Genomic DNA, 16,672 nt, shown 5'->3' on the forward strand with positions numbered 1-16,672 from the left:
GAGCAGCGAAAGAGAGCGATCGTCGGGAACGAATCGCGAACGACCCCGAATGTTTGGGTGATAGCCGGTGGGTTTACCGCTTCAGCGGCGATGAGCTCGCCGGGCGCCGGGGGTTGTGAGGGGGAATGGCGTAATTCCCCCTCACACGTTCACCGTGATCTGAATCTGCATAGACAACAGATCAACGAGTGAACGGAAAATTCCCAAACTTACAGAGAAGGTATGCTCAGGCCACCTGTCCCCCCTGCGCCAGCTACTTCTTCACATCAACCTGATAGAAGATATGCTTCCCGAACGGGTCAATTTCATACCCTGTCACCTCTTTACGCACTGGCTCGAAAATGGTGGAGTGCGCAATCATCACCGCCGGCATCTGGTCGTGCATCATCTGCTGCGCCTCTTTGTACAGCTCGACGCGTTTGTCATGATTACCTTCGGCGCGGGCTTCAAGGATCAGCTTATCAAACGGCTGATAGCACCATTTTGACGAGTTAGAGCCGCCGTTGGCCGACGTGCAGGTAAATAATGGCCCGAAGAAGTTATCCGGATCGCCGGTTGCCGTGGTCCAGCCCATCAGCGCCGCCTGATGTTCACCGCCCTTCACGCGTTTAAGATACTCACCCCATTCGTAGGTAACCACCTTCGCCGTGACGCCAATTTTCGCCCAGTCGGCCTGGATCATTTCCGCCATGCGCTTAGCATTCGGGTTATACGGACGCTGAACCGGCATCGCCCACAGATCGATGCTCATGCCGTTAGCAAACCCGGCCTCTTTGAGCAGGGCTTTGGCTTTCCCGGGGTCATAATCGTAGTCTTTAAGCTTATCATCCGCGCTCCAGACACCCGGCGGCAGCAGATTTTTCGCCTCAATACCCGTGCCATGGAACACCGCCTGAATAATCGCCGGTTTGTTGATAGCCATCGCCAGTGCCTGGCGCACCTTCACGTTATCCAGCGGCGGTTTCTGAGTGTTAAAGGCGAGGAATCCGGTATTCAGCCCCGCTTTCTGCATCAGGTTAATGTTTTTGTTTTCCTTCATACGCGGCAAATCCGCCGGGTTTGGGAATGGCATAACCTGACACTCGTTTTTCTCAAGTTTTGCGTAACGGATCGAGGCATCCGGCGTGATGGAGAAGACCAGACGATCAATCTTCGACTTACCCTGCCAGTAATCCGGGAAGGCGGTATAGAGAATGCGTGAATCTTTCTGGTACTGCTTCAACTCAAACGGTCCGGTACCGATAGGATCGGAGTCGACACGCTCCGGCGTGCCGGCCTTCATCATCGTATCCGCGTATTCGGCCGAAAGAATAGAGGCAAAATACCAGCCCAGATCGGCGACAAACGGTGCTTCCGGGTGCGCCAGCGTAAAGCGCACGGTGTTGTCATCCACTTTGTCGATGGCGGTAATCAGCTTGCCGAACTCCAGGCTTTCAAAGTTGGAATAGTTGCCGCTGGAGACGTTGTGATAAGGATGGCTGGGATCCTTCTGGCGCATAAACGAGAAAATGACGTCGTCGGCATTAAAGTCCCTCGAAGGCTTGAAGTATTTATTGCTCTGGAACTTCACGCCTTTACGAAGATGGAAGGTGTACACTTTTCCGTCCTCACTTACGTCCCAGCTTTCCGCCAGGCTTGGCTGCAGCTCGGTTGTGCCAACTTTGAAGTCCACCAGCCGGTTATAGACCGGTACCGCGCTGGCATCCACGCTGGTGCCGGAGGTGTAAAGTTGCGGATTGAAGTTTTCCGGTGAGCCTTCAGAACAGTAAACCAGCGTGCTGGCCGAGACGCTGGTACTGATAGAGAGTGCCGCTATGGCAAGTGCAAGCGTTGTAATCTTTGTTTTCATCGCTGTCATCCTGTGGTGTTTACCCTGGTCCTGTTGAATAAAGCTTGTACAAAGCGTTTTAATAAATAACATTAAATTCAGGCTTCTAACAAACAACATCGAGCAATAAGGAAACACTATGTCTTCGTCGCTAAGCGATCGGTTAATTCAGCGTTTCTTCCGTTATCTGGCGGTGACCAGCCAAAGTGACCCGCGTGTAAACACCCTGCCCAGCACGCCCGGGCAGCATGTAATGGCCAGCATGTTGGCGGAAGAATTAAGAACGCTTGGCCTTGAAAATATCACTCTTGACGAGCACGCCACGGTTACCGCCGTGAAGAAAGGCAATGTGCCAGGTGCGCCGCGCGTTGGGTTTATCACCCATATCGACACCGTTGACGTCGGCCTGTCCCCGGACATACACCCGCAGATCCTGCGTTTTACCGGTGAGGATTTGTGCCTGAACGCCAAAGAAAATATCTGGCTGCGCACTGCGGAACATCCGGAAATCAACGCCTACTTAGGCGAGGAGATTATCTTCAGCGACGGCACCAGCGTGCTGGGCGCGGACAACAAAGCCGCCGTAACGGTGGTGATGACGCTGCTGGAGAACCTGACGAAAGAACATCAGCACGGTGACATCGTTGTGGCCTTTGTCCCGGATGAAGAGATTGGCCTGTGCGGCGCGAAGGCGCTGGATTTGGCGCGTTTTGACGTGGATTTTGCCTGGACCATCGACTGCTGCGAACTGGGTGAAGTGGTTTATGAAAACTTTAACGCCGCCCACGCAGAGCTGAAGTTTACCGGCGTGACCAGCCACCCGATGTCCTCCAAAGGCGTGCTGGTGAACCCGCTGCTGATGGCGATGGATTACATCAGCCACTTTGACCGCAAGCAAACGCCTGAGCACACTGAAGGCCGCGAAGGTTACATCTGGTTTAACGGCATCCAGGCCTCGCAAAGCGAAGCGTTGCTGAAAGCAAATATTCGCGACTTCGACCAGGCCAACTTTGAACGCCGCAAGCAGCAGATTGGCGAAGTGGCGCAGAAGATTGCCGCGCAATACCCCACCGCGCGCGTGGAGTACAGCATCAGCGATACCTACAGCAATATCAGCAACGCGATTACCGACGATCGCCGGGCAATTGATTTGATTTTTGCCGCACTGGATGAGCTGGGGATTGAGCCGAAAGTGATTCCAATGCGTGGCGGCACGGACGGTGCGGCGCTCTCGGCAAAAGGACTACTGACGCCGAATTTCTTTACCGGCGCACACAACTTCCACTCCCGGTTTGAGTTTTTACCCCTGCGGGCGTTTGAGGCTTCGTATAACGTGGCCCTGAAGCTTTGCCTGCTGGCGGCGAAGTAATTTCCCCTCACCCTAACCCTCTCCCCAAAGGGGCGAGGGGATTCATACAGAGAACGCTTGAATTCCCCCTCTCCCTTCCAGGGAGAGGGCCGGGGGGAGGGTTAACCTTTACTTTTTCCGCGCCAGCATCGTGGCGAAACGCAGCTTAATGCGGTTACCGTTCTCATCAGTTTTATGCAACTGACCAACGTCCTCGTTGTACTTAACCTGCTCCCAGCCTTCATAGTAGTTTCGCAGCTCGCCCTCTTTGAAGGCAAACGGGAACCCTACCGTGCAGGGGAAATCTTCGGTATCCATCGCCGCGACGATCAGGTTGTAACCGCCGGGTTTTGTACAGCGCTGCATATTGGCTATTAAACCCGGAATGGTGCTGCGCTCGAGGAACATCATCACCACGGTTGAGAGAATGAAATCATATTCACCGTCAAAGCTCAGTTGGTTAAGGTCCACCTGCGCCGTAACGATGTTTTTCAGCCCTTCAGCCTCAATAATCTTGTTCAGATTCGCGATACTCATCGGGTTTTTATCCCATGCGGTAACATCAAACCCTTTCTGATTCAGGTAGAGGCTATTGCGCCCGCCGCCGCAGCCAAGATCCAGTGCTTTACCTGGAACAACATATTTTACGGCGTTCAAAACGTCAGAATGGGTGGCGGTTAAGCCGTATTCTTCGCTGTAGTAGCTTTCAGACTTCTCGGTCATGACAGATCCTTTTTTTCTGGCCGTGCGGTACGCACAATCAATTTCCCCTGCATTAACAGGATAAAAGTGCGTGCCAACAGCAGGCCAATAATCACATTAGTAAAAACAAAAAGTGGCACAGCAATAAGATGGAACAGACCATCAGCGCTGCTGGTGCTGAGGTGCAGCGAGGTGGTGGCCAGCGCGGAAAGACCGAATGAGAAACTCCAGAAGGAGGCGTTAAACGGCTGCGCCAGATACCAGGGCATTAAGCGCAGCATAAAAAGCAGCTGCAGCAGGCCATAGCCAAACAGCATTTTCGCAAAGAAATCCGTCACGCCGCCGTTCACCGCCAAATAAGCGCTACAGGCCACCAGCGCGGGGGCCAGTTGAATGCCCAGCGAAGTGCGCACCGGCGTCGGAAGCTCCCCGGCGCTGCGCATACGGTGCAAAATAGCCGGTTCGAGACTCAGCCAGGAAAAGACGCCCGCCCCAAGGAACAGGATCCCCAGGTCGTGATAGCCCAGCGCGCCGCAGGCCATCGCGCTAATAAAGTTATTCGCCACCGTCGGCAGGTACAGCCCCGGCGTCGTGGCATCCTGAGGATGCGTCCCCCGCCATAATCCCGCTGACTGCCAGGCCGCATAGCACAGCTGAACCACGGCGCCAAAGGCAAACATCACCACCGCAAGCGGCCGCAGATAAGGCGCAATGCCGATGGCAACAAGCAGGGTTGTGGCCGGGAACAGGCTAACAAAACTGCTCATCAAGGGGTGATGGATTTCCGCAATCACGCTTTGCGGGTAGCGAGCCAGACGGGTGAGAAACGCCAGCGCCAGCAGCAGCCAGATACCGCCCGCAAGCGCAACCAGCGCCTCTCCTACACACGACGGAACCGGCCAGATAGTCGCGGCATAACGCCAGGCGAATCCCATGCCAATCGTACCCAGCACCATCCCAAAGTAGCCTGCGGGAAGATTAATAAAGCTGCCGGTGGTTGATTTCTTCATTTTGTTTATTTTTTAAAATGTATTTTAAATGCATTTTATGCGATTACGCCGCGTAACGCTACGCCGCTCAATTACCTGCTACGTTTATCATCAGGACACTGCGAGAAATGGCGATGAAAAAATACCGGCTAACGAACGATTCACAGCACCATGATTATCAGCACGAGGGCGAACTGCGGCAAGTTCGGCTCTGGCAAATTGAGGCGCTTTACACTTTCGGCGATGTCGAGATAGGACAACGCGGCGGCTGGGTAGAACAAGAGGCTAATCTGAGTCAGTCGGGAAACTGCTGGCTTGAGCCTGGCGCTTTTATATGGGGCAATGCACGAGTCGAAGAGAACGCGATAATTAGCGGCGAGTCTGAAATTTGCCAGGGTGCAAAAGTTAGCGGCAATGCGCATGTTGATGGCTCGCGCATCAGCGGAGAGTGCCATATCTACGGCTCGGCTCGCGTGCTGCATCAGAGCGAGGTGATTGCCGTGCTGGGGCTGACCGAAGATGCCGAAATGCGGCTGCAAATCTACGGGAACGCCACGGTCCGCGCCTCCCGCATCGTTCACCAGGCACAGGTCTACGGCCATGCGCGAGTGAACAATGCGTTTATCGAACATCGCTCGGCTGTCTTTGATAATGCGATCATCGAAGGTAACGAAGAGAACAATGTTTGGATCTGCGACTGTGCGCAGGTGTCCGGCAACGCACGTATTATTGCCGGCAGCTGCGACAGTCAGATCCCCACGATTCGCTATTCTTCACGGGTTTACGGCAACGCCATCATCGAGGGCGACTGCGTGCTAAAGCATCGCGTTCAGGTTTACGGCGATGCGGCGCTTATCGGCGGCCCTATTCTGCTGGACAACAACGTGCAGGTGTACGGCCACGCTAAAGTGATGGGCAACGTGCTAATAGAAAACAACGTGCAAATTTATGACGAGGCGGCGGTGGAAGGTATTGATGGCGAACTCATTCATCTTCGCGGCATGAAGGATATTAACGGCGAGCAGCGAATCACCCGCACGCCGTTTTATGGCGTTTTTTAATCGGCGATGCGCCCATAAATATTCTGATCATGGTACTCGCCGTTCAGGAATTCGGCCTGCTTCAGGCAGCCTTCGAGGGTGAAGCCGTTGCGCTGTGCTACCCGGTTACTGGCCCGATTGGTCACGATGCACTTGATGACAAACCGGCGTACCGTTCCTTCCTGTGCATATTTGCTAATCACAGCCTCAATTACGGCGGAAATAATGCCCTGCCCCTGCATATCTTCGCTTAGCCAGTAGCCGATGTAGGCCGTTTTGTTGGTCGGTTCTATCTGGTTAAAGGAAAACACGCCCACCAGCTCGCCGCGATGGAGGATCATAAACATCTTCGCGTAGCCTTTATGATGGAGAACGTAGTTCCCCTGCACCGTTTTGCGCGTGTCGTCCTCGGAAACAACATACTGCGGCCAGTTCATGGCTTTTTGCAGCCAGCTTTTGTTGCGCTGCACCAGCGCGAAAACAGGCTGAACGAACCGCTCGTTCACCGAATGCAGCTCGATTTCATCGTTGACCGTAATCACTTCATCCTGCCATTCCTGATGCTGCTCCACACGCGGCTCCCGTTTTTGCTTATAGGTGACAGCCATCTTATGTCACTTTTACCAGGAAGTTGACTCCGATTTATACCGACAGAACAGTAATGAATAAAAATTCATTATGGATAAATGCAAAATCAATACTAAAAACCAATACCCCGCTCATTTCTTGCATTAATTTTCATCAAAATATGGAATGCTTCGCGAAAAATGACTTCAAATATTGAAGTCAAAAAACGATATGCTACGATGACATTGCACGTCGAATCATGGAAGGAATCATGGGATATGGACAGGAATACCTAAGAAACAAACATCGTCAGACGCTAATTCAAATTTTCATCAAGCCCGTTCCCTCCGGAGTGAAATGGCAGGATATAGAAAGGCTGGTGCTTGCCCTCGGGGAGAGGTCAACCCCGGCCGCGGTTCACGTATACGCTTCCAGCTTAACGGCAGCATCGCCCATTTTCATCGTCCCCATCCTTCTCCTGAGACCGATAAAGGGGCCATAGCCAACCTGAAAGAATGGTTTGAGAGTATCGGAGTCACACCATGACCACTGCGGAAGCACTGCCAAACATTATGATCGTCAGCGGCCAGCCAGCGTTGATCACCTGGGTTCCCGAAATAAACCTCTTTCGCGGGAAATTTCTCGGCTTAACCGGATACTGTGACTTCGTCGCCGACAGCGCGGCGGGGCTTATTCGTGAGGGTGAAACCGCCTTACAGTACTACCTGGAGGACTGCCATTCTGCGGGTATTGAACCTTTTGAAAAAGAAGAAAAAATGAAGACGTTCACGCTGCGCTATCCTGAATCCTTTGGCGAACGACTGAGTGTTGCTGCGGCCGAGCAACAAATGTCGGTTAACAGCTACATCATTGCTGCACTGACAAAACATTTGAGAAATCGATAAAAAAGCCCCGCGGCTTTTACGCGGCGGGGCTGGGGTGATTAACGCATTTCGCGATCGTCGACGTATTTGCGTTTGTCCGCCGGCGGCGGGAAGTACTGGTACAGCCAGGTTTCACTGATGGCTTTACCCTGGCAGCGCAGGAACATACGCATCTCGACCGGGTCGGTGGAGTCGTTGGTCGGGTACCAGTCAAACAGAATGCGGTAGCCGTCAAACGGTTCGACGTAGAGGATCTCAACCTGCTTCGCTTCGCCGTTGGAGAGCGTGATCACCGGTTCAATGCCTTTCGGCGCGGCGGCTTTCAGGTCGCCGCCGACAAAATCAATAGCAAAGCGGCGGGACCATTTGTCCGGGAAGTGTTCGCCCGGCGCCCAACCTTCCGGGAAGCTGCCCATGCCGGTACGGGTGGCGTAAACGCGGGCCAGATCCGTGGTGACAGGCGGCAGGCCGCTCCAGTAGAGACGGTATTTAAACTCGAACTCATCCCCGGCTTTGACCGGTTTTTCCGGCTGCCAGAAGCAGACAATATTGTCGAGGGTTTCGCCGGTGGTCGGGATTTCCATCAGGCCAACGGATCCTTTGCCCCACTTGTTGCGCGGCTCCACCCACAGGCTTGGGCGCTTGTTGTACCAGCCCATAATGTCCTGGTAGCTGGCAAAATCGTGATCCAGCTGCAACAGGCCAAAGCCTTTCGGGTTTTCGTCCATGAAAGCGTTGAACTGCAGCTTTTGCGGGTTATTCAGCGGGCGGCAAATCCACTCGCCGTTACCGCGCCACATGGCCAGGCGGTCGGAGTCGTGAATTTGCGGGTGAATGGTGTCGCAGGTGCGGCGTTCGTTGGTGCCGCAGGCAAACATACTGGTCATCGGCGCGATACCCAGCTGCTTGACGTCTTTACGGGCATACAGGTGATTGTCCACCTCCATCACCACCCGTTCGGCTTCGCAGTTGATGGTAAATTTGTAGGCACCGGTTACGCTTGGGCTGTCCAGCAGCGCGTAGACCACAAAAGTGGTGTCGGAAGCTTTTGGCGTTTCAAACCAGAACGAGGTGAAGTCCGGGAACTCTTCCGGCGTGTCGGTGAAGGTGTCCACCGCCAGGCCACGTGCGGACAAGCCGTACTGGTAAGTGCTGTCTACGGCGCGGAAGTAGCTGGCACCGAGGAATGAAACCACGTCACGGCGCGCCAGTTCAGGCGCCTTAAAGACCTTCAGGCCGGCAAAGCCGAGATCGGTCTGGCCTTCGAGCTGTTTGGTGTCCACGCCCGCGTCGTTGTAGTTAAACAATTCCGGACGGAAGTGAATTTCACGCGCCTGGTGGGTGGCAGAGTCCAGAGAAAACATTCTGACGCGGCGGCGGAACCCCATGCCGACGTGGAAGAACTGCACGTCGAGCTGGCGATTATCTATGTTGTTCCACAGCGAATGATTAGCATCATACTGGATGGCGTTGTAAGCCTGAGGCGTCAGGTTAGCAAGCGTGTTCGGCAGCGCTCTCGGCGCGCCTCCCCACGGTTTTTTCGACAGGTCATGCGCCATGCCCTGGAGCACTGCAAAATCGAAGGCAGTGGAGTGCCCGTCCGCAATGCCGGACTCGGCTGCAAAGGCGCTTCGGGAGAACAGCGTGGCAAGGGTCGGCGTGCCGCAGGCAGCGGCAAGAGCCATAGAGGCCTGGATAAAACGTCTGCGATTCATGCCTGAGAAATCGTCCTTATATGTCGATGTGTTTCGTCCCGCCCTCGGGCAGAACAGCGGCAAGAGACTGCTACCTGTACGACCGCACACTCTAGACAAAATTCACAATGAATCCAATGGGCGGTGAAGGCGTTTGAGGGAGGAACGAAGGTTTTTTTTCAGGAAACCAGATATTGCCGAAAAATGGACAATACTCTGGCGAAAAAAGCGCTAAAAATTTCAGCAGGCGGCCCGTCGCCAGGCCGCCAGAAAGGTTACTTCACGCTAACGTCGATGCCCGGGAAGAACTTCTGCGCAAGCCTGGTGACGGTGCCGTCGGCTTTGACTTTATCAATCGCCGCGTCCAGCTCTTTTTTAGTGACAGCGTCACCTTTACGCAGACCAAAGCCGATCCCGCTGCCGAGAATGGTATCGTCGCTCACCGGCTTGCCGATAAAACCAAAGCCTTTGCCCTGCGGCGTGCTCAGGAAGCCAGCCTGACCCGCAGCGGACATCACCAGCGAGGCGTCAATGCGGCCGTTCAGCAAATCGGCCCAGGCCATGTTCTGATCTTTATACGACACGACGCTTACGCCCTGCTTCTCCCAATGTTCTTTGGCGTAGGTTTCCTGAATAGAGCCCTGCAGCACGCCGATGGTTTTACCCTTCAGCCCTTCCGCCGTCGCCTCCAGACCGCTGCCTTCTTTGCCGACCAGTTGAGAAGGAATGCGGTAAATTGGCTGGGTGAAATCAATGCTTTTCTGCCGCTGGGCGGTGATGTTCATCGCCGAGTTGATGGCATCGAATTTCTTCGCGGCAAGCCCAGGAATCAGCGCATCAAACGAGGTCTCAACCCAGGTACACTTGAGGCTGGCAGCCTGGCAAATGGCTTTGCCCAGCTCAATATCGAACCCTTCCAGCTCGCCCGCGCTGTTGCGGCTCTCAAACGGAGGATATTCCGCTTCCAGACCATAACGCAGCTCGCCGGCCGCCAGCGCAGAAAACGAAGAACACAGCCCAAGAAGCAAACTTAGCGCATAAATTTTTTTCATCATGACCCCTTATCAGCGTGGCTTAACCCGGCACAGCGCCTGCGCGCCCGCCCGTAATGTGGCTTCATCTTTAGCAAATGAGAGCCGGATAATGTTGTTATCGGTACCGTCGGTATAAAACGCGGAAAGCGGAATTGTCGCCACGCCATATTCTGTGATCAGCCGCTTCACCATTTCGCTGTCGGACTCATCGCTGAAGTGCCCGAAGCGGGCCAGCAGAAAGAACGATCCGCCGCTCGGCAGCAGTTCAAACGGCGATGCGGCCAGCAGAGACTGCATTAAATCACGCTTGCGCTGATAAAACGCCGCCAGCGAGAGATAAGTTTGCGGGTCGCGCATATAGTCAGCAAAGGCGTACTGCATTGGTGTATCGGCAGAGAACATCAGGAACTGATGCACCTTGCAGATTTCATCCATTAACGCCGCAGGCGCCAGGCAGTAACCCACGCGCCAGCCGGTCACGTGGAAGGTTTTACCGAATGACGACACAATCACGCTTCGCTCGGCAAGCTGCGGATGCGTCGCCATGCCGTGATGCTTTTTACCGTCAAACACGATGTGTTCGTACACTTCGTCGGACAGGATCACGATATCGGTGTTACGGGTCAGCGCCGCCAGCATCTCAAGATCATGTGCACTAAATACCTGCCCGCTTGGGTTGTGGGGCGTGTTCACAATAATCATGCGCGTGCGCGACGTGATAGCGGCCCGAACCTCGTCCCAGTTAATGGTGAAGTCCGGCAGATTCAGCTTAAGCGCAACCGGCGTGGCGCCCTGCAGGCGAACAATCGGTGCGTAGCTGTCAAAGGACGGCTCAAAGTAGATAACCTCGTCGCCGGGATGCACCAGCCCGCTGATGGCGGAATAGAGCCCTTCACTGGCGCTGGCGGTTACCAGTACCTCATCGGCCGGGCTGTAGCTTGAACCGTAAAGGCTCAGCACTTTTTCAGCGATGAGCTGCTTCAGGGAAGCAAGACCCGTCATCGGGGCATACTGGTTATGCCCTTCCTGCATCGCTTTGGTAACGCCCGCAATTAATTGAGGATCGCACGGAAAGTTTGGTGCGCCCTGAGAAAGGTTTATCGCCTGGTGCTGCGCGGAAAGCTGGCCGATCACCGTGAAAATCGTGGTTCCTACGTCCGGCAATTTTGAACGATGTTGTACCGGGGTTTGCATGGCCATAGCTGCTCCTGAACAATATGCGATTTGCATAACTATTCAATCCGGATGCGATTGCCACGACAATCGAATTGTTGTCATAATAGCCATGCAAAAAATGCATAGCTCAGCGGAGAGCATCATGACCCGGCGTAACTTTCCCCTTAATACTCTCGATGCGTTCCTGGTCACCGCCAGGCACCTGAACCTCACCAGAGCGGCAAAAGAACTTTGCCTCACTCAAGGTGCAGTCAGCCGCAAAATCGCCACGCTTGAACAGTGGCTGGGGTTTGCACTATTTGAACGCCACGCACGCGGGTTACGCCTTACGCCTCAGGGGAGCGCCCTGCTGCCCGATCTTCAGAGCGCATTCAACACCCTGCTGGACGTTGCCGACCGCGCCTGCCATAAACCTGAGATTATCCGCCTCAAGGCTCCCACCTGTGCGATGCGCTGGCTGGTCCCAAAGCTTATCCAGCTCGAACAGCGTATGCCTGAGATACAGGTGGCCCTGACCACCACCGTGGAGCACGGCGTCAATTTTAAACATGAGCCGTTTGATGCCGCAATCGTGTTCGGGCAGCAGGCAAAGAGCGGCACGCTGCTGTTTGAAGAAGCCCTGACGCCGGTCATCAGCCAGGGGCTGCTGCCGCAAAACGGAAGCGTCTGGGAGCGGTTGACCTTCCTGCACCCAACCCGCGATCGTACCGACTGGTCGCTGTGGCTGACGCATAACGCGGCCCCGTGGCAGACAATGAGTAAACATCAGCACTTCGACACGATGGATCTGGCTATCAGCGCGGCGATTCAGGGGTTTGGCATAGCAATTGCTGATGAAACGCTGGTTGCAGAAGATATTCGAACCGGGCGGCTGGTGCGCCCCTTTGCCAGCAGCGTAAAAACCGGCGCGGGTTACCGCCTGGCGGTGAAGCCTGGCAGCGAAAATGCCGCCGGACTTGAGGCGCTCTGTCGGGCATTACTGGCAGAATCGTGAATGGCATGCCTTTCTATACTTTTTGCGATCGGTATGCGAACATTTAACCAAACAAATCAAATGACTGAGAATGAGTGGATGGCGAATAAAAAGCTGGTTTATCTTGACTCGATTCGGGGACTAGCGAGCTTTGCCGTCGTTCTCTCCCACCTGGCGTTGATGTATTTTCCGTTCCTGCATAATTTCAGTAACGCGCCTATTACCGACGATCACGCTGTTCAGCGCTGGATCCATAACAGCCCTTTTGGCTTTTTCTATTCAGGCACCGCCGCGGTTTATATCTTCTTTGTGATGAGCGGGATCGTACTTAGCCTCAGTAGCGCCAGAAATCATTATCCGCTAGCCAAGAATATTTTATCCCGCTATGCCCGCTTAGCCATTCCGGCTATCGCCTCATGCCTGCTGGCCTATATTGTCTTTACCATCGTGCGGGAATTTAACCTGCAGCAGGCAAGCAACTTCATTAATAACGAAACTAAAATCAGGGAACCGGGGCTGGTTAACGCGATCTATTTTGGGGCAGTAAAAGCGATAGTTAATCTGCGTGGCGCAATCCAGTACAACCCCGTTCTGTGGACAATGGCGATTGAATTTTATGGCTCTTTGCTGATATTTATCGCCTATAAAACACGAAAGCCGCTGCTAACCATGTCGCTGCTGACGTTGCTGTTTTTGGCGATTAACCTGCATGTTTTCCTGGGAATGCTGAGCTTCCTGGTCGGTATGGCCATTAAAGAGCGGATGCCGTTGACCGAGAATAATAAAATCAGCTCGCTGATGATCATTGTCGGACTCTATTTCGCCGGGGCTCATATTTCCAGCGGCAGCTATGCGCTATTTACGTCAGTGTTAGGGAATAACGTCTATGAAGCGCTCAATTTCCTTGCCGGTATAATGATTGTCTGGGGGGTGATGCTTAATGGATACGTGCAATCCTGGCTGTCGTCAAAAGCATTGGTTAAATTAGGTGAACTCTCTTTCCCACTCTATTTAACGCACTGGAGCGTGATCCTGCTTTTCGCCAATCTGTTTGATCGGTTTAATTTCCATCATCCGCTGGCAGAAACGCTCATGATCGCCCTGCTTTCGGTGCTATTTTCCGTCTTCTTTGTCAGAATAGACCAGATTTCCATCCGCATTTCAGGGTTGATTAAACGCTATTCCAGAGCGGCGCCGGGACGCTCCATACGCTAAAAAAGCGCAGGCGGTTCACCCGGCCTGCGCTTTTTCATAAAACATTACCCCAGGGTAACGTGGTGTTTCATGACCCGTTTAAACAGCTGCATTCGCATGCGCATAAAGCGGTTTTCTACCTTAAACTTCGCACGCAGGTGAACCCCCAAACGCAGAGTACGATCCCGCCCTTTGATACAGGCAGGCCAGCTTAACGGTCCCGGTAGCGCTTTGCTCTGTGCCCCGGCGCTGCGGGCGAAGCTCACCCAGTAATCACCTACCTGAGCAGCGAACTGAAGATCCCGCTCATTCACATATTCCCTGGCCGGCGGAGTTAGCGGTAACGTGTTAAAGACGTAAGCCACTTCGTTGCCGTGCCAGGTGCCATTGGCATAAGTTTCACGCTCGGCCTCCGCCACATAGTCAAAATAGTACCGCCAGCAGGGCTGGCCGACCCGCTGCTGCGCCTGCATCACAACAAATCCCAGCGTTGTGAAGGCCATATCACGGCACACCTGACGCCCCAGCTCGCCATCCCCTTTGACGCCGGGATATAACAGCTTGATAAGCCCAAGGCCAAAACGCCTTTCCCGGCGCAGCAGCGCAACCTGTCCGGCGGGGTCAATTCCGAAATAGCTCAGTACGCTCGCTTCATCGCTGTTGCTGCCGACCATAAGCGGCATACGGTGCTGTCGCCCGGTAAAGAAGGTGTCCAGCATCGGCTCCGGCAGGACAATATCGCCGCTGATGGGCGTCGGGCCGATATTAAGGGGGGCCTCCAGCGCCCAAAGCGCATTGGCGGGGAGCGCGCGCAACTCATCAGCGCTCGCATTTTGTAGACCAAAATGGCTGGCGACTGCCACCCCGCGTTTTAAGGCCTTACGGCGATCCATGTCCGGCAACGTATAGGCGCTTTGTATAATGCCCTTGTGAAAAAGTCCGCTGGCGAGCGGCGAAGCCAGAAGAGAAAGGACGCTACGCGCGCCTGCTGATTCGCCAAACAATGTGACATTAGCGGTATCCCCGCCAAAAGCGGCGATGTTTTCCTGAATCCAATTTAGGGCTGCAATCTGATCGAGTAAGGCGAAGTTATGCACCGGGCCATCCGGGTTTTCAGCATCCAGCGACGGGTGAGCAAAGAAGCCAAGGTGCCCCAGGCGGTAGTTCACCGTGACCAACACCACGCCTCGGGCAGCAAATGCCGCACCATCATAAGGAGGCAAAGAACCTGCGCCGATGGTGTAACCGCCGCCGTGCAGCCAGACCATAACGGGTAGCGGTTTGTCATCTCGCCGGGTGGGTGTCCAGATATTAAGATACAGGCAATCTTCCGAGAACTGACCGGGATCGCCGCCGCCGACGGCCTTACAGTATTCCAGGCTTTGCCAACAGGCCGGGGAGAAAGTCTCTGCCGCACGTATCCCTTGCCAGTGTTCCGGTGGCTGAGGCGCTCGCCAGCGCAGATTTCCGGTTGGGGGGGCGGCAAAGGGAATACCGCGATACACCGCAATATCCCCCTGCAGGACGCCGCTCAGTTGACCCTGAGCAACGTTAACAACGTGTTCCATCAGCTGTTCCTTGTGACTGACATCCCAGCAGAGTAACGCGTTTACAGTAATCCGCAACGGCGTTTGCTGCGATCCTCCGCCTGCTGATAGAGGCTAAACTCATCGGCAACCGTTGCGCCAAGCGCCTTTTCGAACTCGAGGCGGCTGGAATGGCCGTGTTGCCGATGCCCGCCTTCGCAGCCCAGGTTCGACTGGAAGATACCCGCCGCGCTAACCGGCAGAAAATCCTCATAGATAATAGGCTGCGCGACGAGCCACCCGCGTTCAATGAGGAGCTGTGGATCGTCGCCAGGCTTAATGGACAGGCGATGCATATCACCAACCGGCGTCAGACGGTAGCGAAAATAGGCCAGCCCCTGGCGGCGCAGCAGCGCATCGCTGTCCGGAAAACGGCTGAACACGTCCTGCAGGTGCTGCTGATGGCTGAGATTGTCAGTGCCGTTACCCGCTTCCAGTAGCAGCTCGTCGTAGAGCGCACGGCCTTTAGGCGTCAGCGCCACGCCACGCTGCTCAATTTCACCAAAACGCGCGGTGTGCGTCCCATGGTGCTCCCCGGCAAACAGAATAGGCTCCTCCAGTGCTTTAAAGCTGGTCTGGCGTAGCAAAATAGGCCGTTCACGACGCGGTGGACCTTCGATAATTGCTTTCGGCGTAATGCCCCGCTCCGGCATGAGCGATTGAACGCGGTCGATATCGAGCGTGCGTGGCGTAAGATGGTTGATATGGCAGCCGCGGAAACAAACCACGTCGGCGATCAGGCGATGTTCGTCGTGCAGAGCACGATAGGTGTCGGCGTCAACCGTGGCATGCTGATGCCAGCGGAAGGTTTCCAGCGCCTCGGCAACAAAGGCGTTAGCCTCCGCCTCGCTAAAACCGCCCTGTTGGTCATGGAGATCCAGCATCTCACGGCAGCGGGGGGTGAAGATGTCCCGTTTATCCAGAATGCCGGCAGCACGCGCCCTCAGCTGTGGGTTGTCAATCAACTCAAGACGCAGCAGGGAAGTAAATACGCGGAAGGGGTTACGCGCCAGCGCCCGATCGTCAATCGGGCGGAAGGCGGTAGAATGCACCGGTACGCCGGCCTGGGATAAATCATAATAGCCCACCGGGTGCATTCCCATCACCTGGAATATCCGTTTTAACACCGCAAGCTCTTCAGCCTTGCCCACGCGAATCGCACCGTGGCGCTCAACGTTTAACCTTGCCAGTTCGTCAGCATTTTCTAACTGCTGGTGCAGCTCAGGGTTATGCTCCAGCACCGCCAGGTTCACATCGGCTACAAGTTCTAATAACGTGCCGTACTGCGGCACTTCTTGCTGGTACATCGCCGACATAGCTTGCGAAAACTTGTCCCGAATCTCGTCAGCCGTGAGGGTGTTCGCCATGATGTCATGCCTCCAGTGGATAATGCTGAAAGCGTAGAAGCTGGTCGATCGCTCATCAGGAAGAATTTCCATTTTGTGATCCGCTTTGCAGCGCCTAAAAAGTAATTTTTTTCAGCACATTACATAACGCGATGTTATGAGGAATGGCTATCAATCACAGTATAAATTAACAAAAAATCAACTTATACTGGCGGCATTGAAATCTGTTGACTGGCATCACTTTTCAGCGAATTAGCGCCGCATTCGCAGACAAAATCTTGCCTGATTTAAATTGCTTATGTTGCTACCCA

Annotated in this window: 14 protein-coding genes and 1 pseudogene; 6 read left to right on the forward strand and 9 right to left on the reverse strand. The window is 54.5% G+C overall.

The window, feature by feature from the left end:
- Positions 1-253 precede the first annotated feature (253 nt).
- Positions 254-1,849 carry an ABC transporter substrate-binding protein gene (locus VGM55_RS19910; RefSeq protein WP_331636429.1) on the reverse strand — a complete coding sequence of 532 codons (1,596 nt, stop codon included), beginning with the start codon at positions 1,847-1,849 and terminating at the stop codon, positions 254-256.
- A gap of 118 nt (positions 1,850-1,967) precedes the next feature.
- Between VGM55_RS19910 and pepT the strand changes: the two genes are divergently transcribed.
- Positions 1,968-3,197 (forward strand): peptidase T, encoded by a 1,230-nt coding sequence (gene pepT / locus VGM55_RS19915; RefSeq protein ID WP_154185947.1) that lies wholly within the window; start codon positions 1,968-1,970, stop codon positions 3,195-3,197.
- 108 nt (positions 3,198-3,305) lie between these two features.
- On the opposite strand, the gene tehB is transcribed toward pepT, so the two are convergent.
- Positions 3,306-3,899, reverse strand: a complete 594-nt coding sequence (gene tehB / locus VGM55_RS19920) for a tellurite resistance methyltransferase TehB (protein WP_154185949.1) — start codon at positions 3,897-3,899, stop codon at positions 3,306-3,308.
- Positions 3,896-4,888 (reverse strand): dicarboxylate transporter/tellurite-resistance protein TehA, encoded by a 993-nt coding sequence (tehA, locus tag VGM55_RS19925; RefSeq protein ID WP_154185951.1) that lies wholly within the window; start codon positions 4,886-4,888, stop codon positions 3,896-3,898. Before tehA ends, tehB begins: the two co-directional genes overlap by 4 nt.
- A 113-nt stretch (positions 4,889-5,001) precedes the next feature.
- Here tehA and ydcK point away from each other — a divergent pair, with 113 nt between their 5' ends.
- Positions 5,002-5,928: a YdcK family protein gene (ydcK, locus tag VGM55_RS19930; RefSeq protein ID WP_331636438.1), complete on the forward strand. Its 927-nt coding sequence runs from the start codon at positions 5,002-5,004 to the stop codon at positions 5,926-5,928.
- Here ydcK and rimL read toward each other — a convergent pair.
- Complete coding sequence (rimL, locus tag VGM55_RS19935) at positions 5,925-6,515, reverse strand: 50S ribosomal protein L7/L12-serine acetyltransferase (protein WP_331636430.1); 591 nt, start codon at positions 6,513-6,515, stop codon at positions 5,925-5,927. The genes ydcK and rimL overlap by 4 nt on opposite strands.
- Positions 6,516-6,745: 230 nt before the next feature.
- On the opposite strand from rimL, the pseudogene VGM55_RS19940 reads away from it, so the two are divergent.
- Positions 6,746-7,020: pseudogene (locus tag VGM55_RS19940) on the forward strand (type II toxin-antitoxin system HicA family toxin).
- Positions 7,017-7,379, forward strand: coding sequence for a type II toxin-antitoxin system HicB family antitoxin (locus VGM55_RS19945; RefSeq protein WP_331636431.1), 363 nt, complete (start codon positions 7,017-7,019; stop codon positions 7,377-7,379). The pseudogene VGM55_RS19940 and the gene VGM55_RS19945 overlap by 4 nt, the downstream one beginning before the upstream one ends.
- Before the next feature lie 38 nt (positions 7,380-7,417).
- Here the strand turns inward: VGM55_RS19945 and VGM55_RS19950 are convergent, their stop codons facing one another.
- From VGM55_RS19950 to VGM55_RS19960, 3 genes are all read right to left on the reverse strand, one after another.
- Positions 7,418-9,073, reverse strand: coding sequence for a glucan biosynthesis protein D (locus tag VGM55_RS19950; protein WP_038473077.1), 1,656 nt, complete (start codon positions 9,071-9,073; stop codon positions 7,418-7,420).
- 254 nt (positions 9,074-9,327) lie between these two features.
- Positions 9,328-10,104 carry a transporter substrate-binding domain-containing protein gene (locus VGM55_RS19955; RefSeq protein ID WP_154186313.1) on the reverse strand — a complete coding sequence of 259 codons (777 nt, stop codon included), beginning with the start codon at positions 10,102-10,104 and terminating at the stop codon, positions 9,328-9,330.
- A 12-nt stretch (positions 10,105-10,116) separates the two neighbouring features.
- Complete coding sequence (locus VGM55_RS19960) at positions 10,117-11,286, reverse strand: pyridoxal phosphate-dependent aminotransferase (RefSeq protein WP_154185957.1); 1,170 nt, start codon at positions 11,284-11,286, stop codon at positions 10,117-10,119.
- 118 nt (positions 11,287-11,404) lie between these two features.
- On the opposite strand from VGM55_RS19960, the gene VGM55_RS19965 reads away from it, so the two are divergent.
- Complete coding sequence (locus VGM55_RS19965) at positions 11,405-12,256, forward strand: LysR family transcriptional regulator (RefSeq protein ID WP_154185959.1); 852 nt, start codon at positions 11,405-11,407, stop codon at positions 12,254-12,256.
- 78 nt (positions 12,257-12,334) lie between these two features.
- Positions 12,335-13,450, forward strand: a complete 1,116-nt coding sequence (locus VGM55_RS19970; RefSeq protein WP_331636432.1) for an acyltransferase — start codon at positions 12,335-12,337, stop codon at positions 13,448-13,450.
- 44 nt (positions 13,451-13,494) lie between these two features.
- Here VGM55_RS19970 and VGM55_RS19975 read toward each other — a convergent pair whose 3' ends face one another.
- Positions 13,495-14,997 (reverse strand): carboxylesterase/lipase family protein, encoded by a 1,503-nt coding sequence (locus tag VGM55_RS19975; protein WP_154185963.1) that lies wholly within the window; start codon positions 14,995-14,997, stop codon positions 13,495-13,497.
- A 41-nt stretch (positions 14,998-15,038) separates the two neighbouring features.
- Entirely contained in the window at positions 15,039-16,382 is a 1,344-nt protein-coding gene (gene hglS / locus VGM55_RS19980; protein ID WP_331636440.1) for a 2-oxoadipate dioxygenase/decarboxylase HglS, read from the reverse strand.
- Positions 16,383-16,672 lie beyond the last annotated feature (290 nt).

This window comes from Cedecea sp. (genome assembly GCF_036500665.1).
Classification (GTDB): domain Bacteria; phylum Pseudomonadota; class Gammaproteobacteria; order Enterobacterales; family Enterobacteriaceae; genus Cedecea.

Bases quoted from the DNA above. Each gene is read 5' to 3' on its own strand.
- VGM55_RS19950 (WP_038473077.1), bottom strand. From the start codon at position 9,073: ATGAATCGCAGACGTTTTATCCAGGCCTCTATGGCTCTTGCCGCTGCC.
- ydcK (WP_331636438.1), top strand. From the start codon at position 5,002: ATGAAAAAATACCGGCTAACGAACGATTCACAGCACCATGATTATCAG.
- VGM55_RS19910 (WP_331636429.1), bottom strand. From the start codon at position 1,849: ATGAAAACAAAGATTACAACGCTTGCACTTGCCATAGCGGCACTCTCT.
- hglS (WP_331636440.1), bottom strand. From the start codon at position 16,382: ATGGCGAACACCCTCACGGCTGACGAGATTCGGGACAAGTTTTCGCAA.
- VGM55_RS19970 (WP_331636432.1), top strand. From the start codon at position 12,335: ATGGCGAATAAAAAGCTGGTTTATCTTGACTCGATTCGGGGACTAGCG.
- pepT (WP_154185947.1), top strand. From the start codon at position 1,968: ATGTCTTCGTCGCTAAGCGATCGGTTAATTCAGCGTTTCTTCCGTTAT.
- VGM55_RS19955 (WP_154186313.1), bottom strand. From the start codon at position 10,104: ATGAAAAAAATTTATGCGCTAAGTTTGCTTCTTGGGCTGTGTTCTTCG.
- VGM55_RS19960 (WP_154185957.1), bottom strand. From the start codon at position 11,286: ATGGCCATGCAAACCCCGGTACAACATCGTTCAAAATTGCCGGACGTA.
- tehA (WP_154185951.1), bottom strand. From the start codon at position 4,888: ATGAAGAAATCAACCACCGGCAGCTTTATTAATCTTCCCGCAGGCTAC.
- rimL (WP_331636430.1), bottom strand. From the start codon at position 6,515: ATGGCTGTCACCTATAAGCAAAAACGGGAGCCGCGTGTGGAGCAGCAT.
- VGM55_RS19945 (WP_331636431.1), top strand. From the start codon at position 7,017: ATGACCACTGCGGAAGCACTGCCAAACATTATGATCGTCAGCGGCCAG.
- VGM55_RS19975 (WP_154185963.1), bottom strand. From the start codon at position 14,997: ATGGAACACGTTGTTAACGTTGCTCAGGGTCAACTGAGCGGCGTCCTG.
- tehB (WP_154185949.1), bottom strand. From the start codon at position 3,899: ATGACCGAGAAGTCTGAAAGCTACTACAGCGAAGAATACGGCTTAACC.
- VGM55_RS19965 (WP_154185959.1), top strand. From the start codon at position 11,405: ATGACCCGGCGTAACTTTCCCCTTAATACTCTCGATGCGTTCCTGGTC.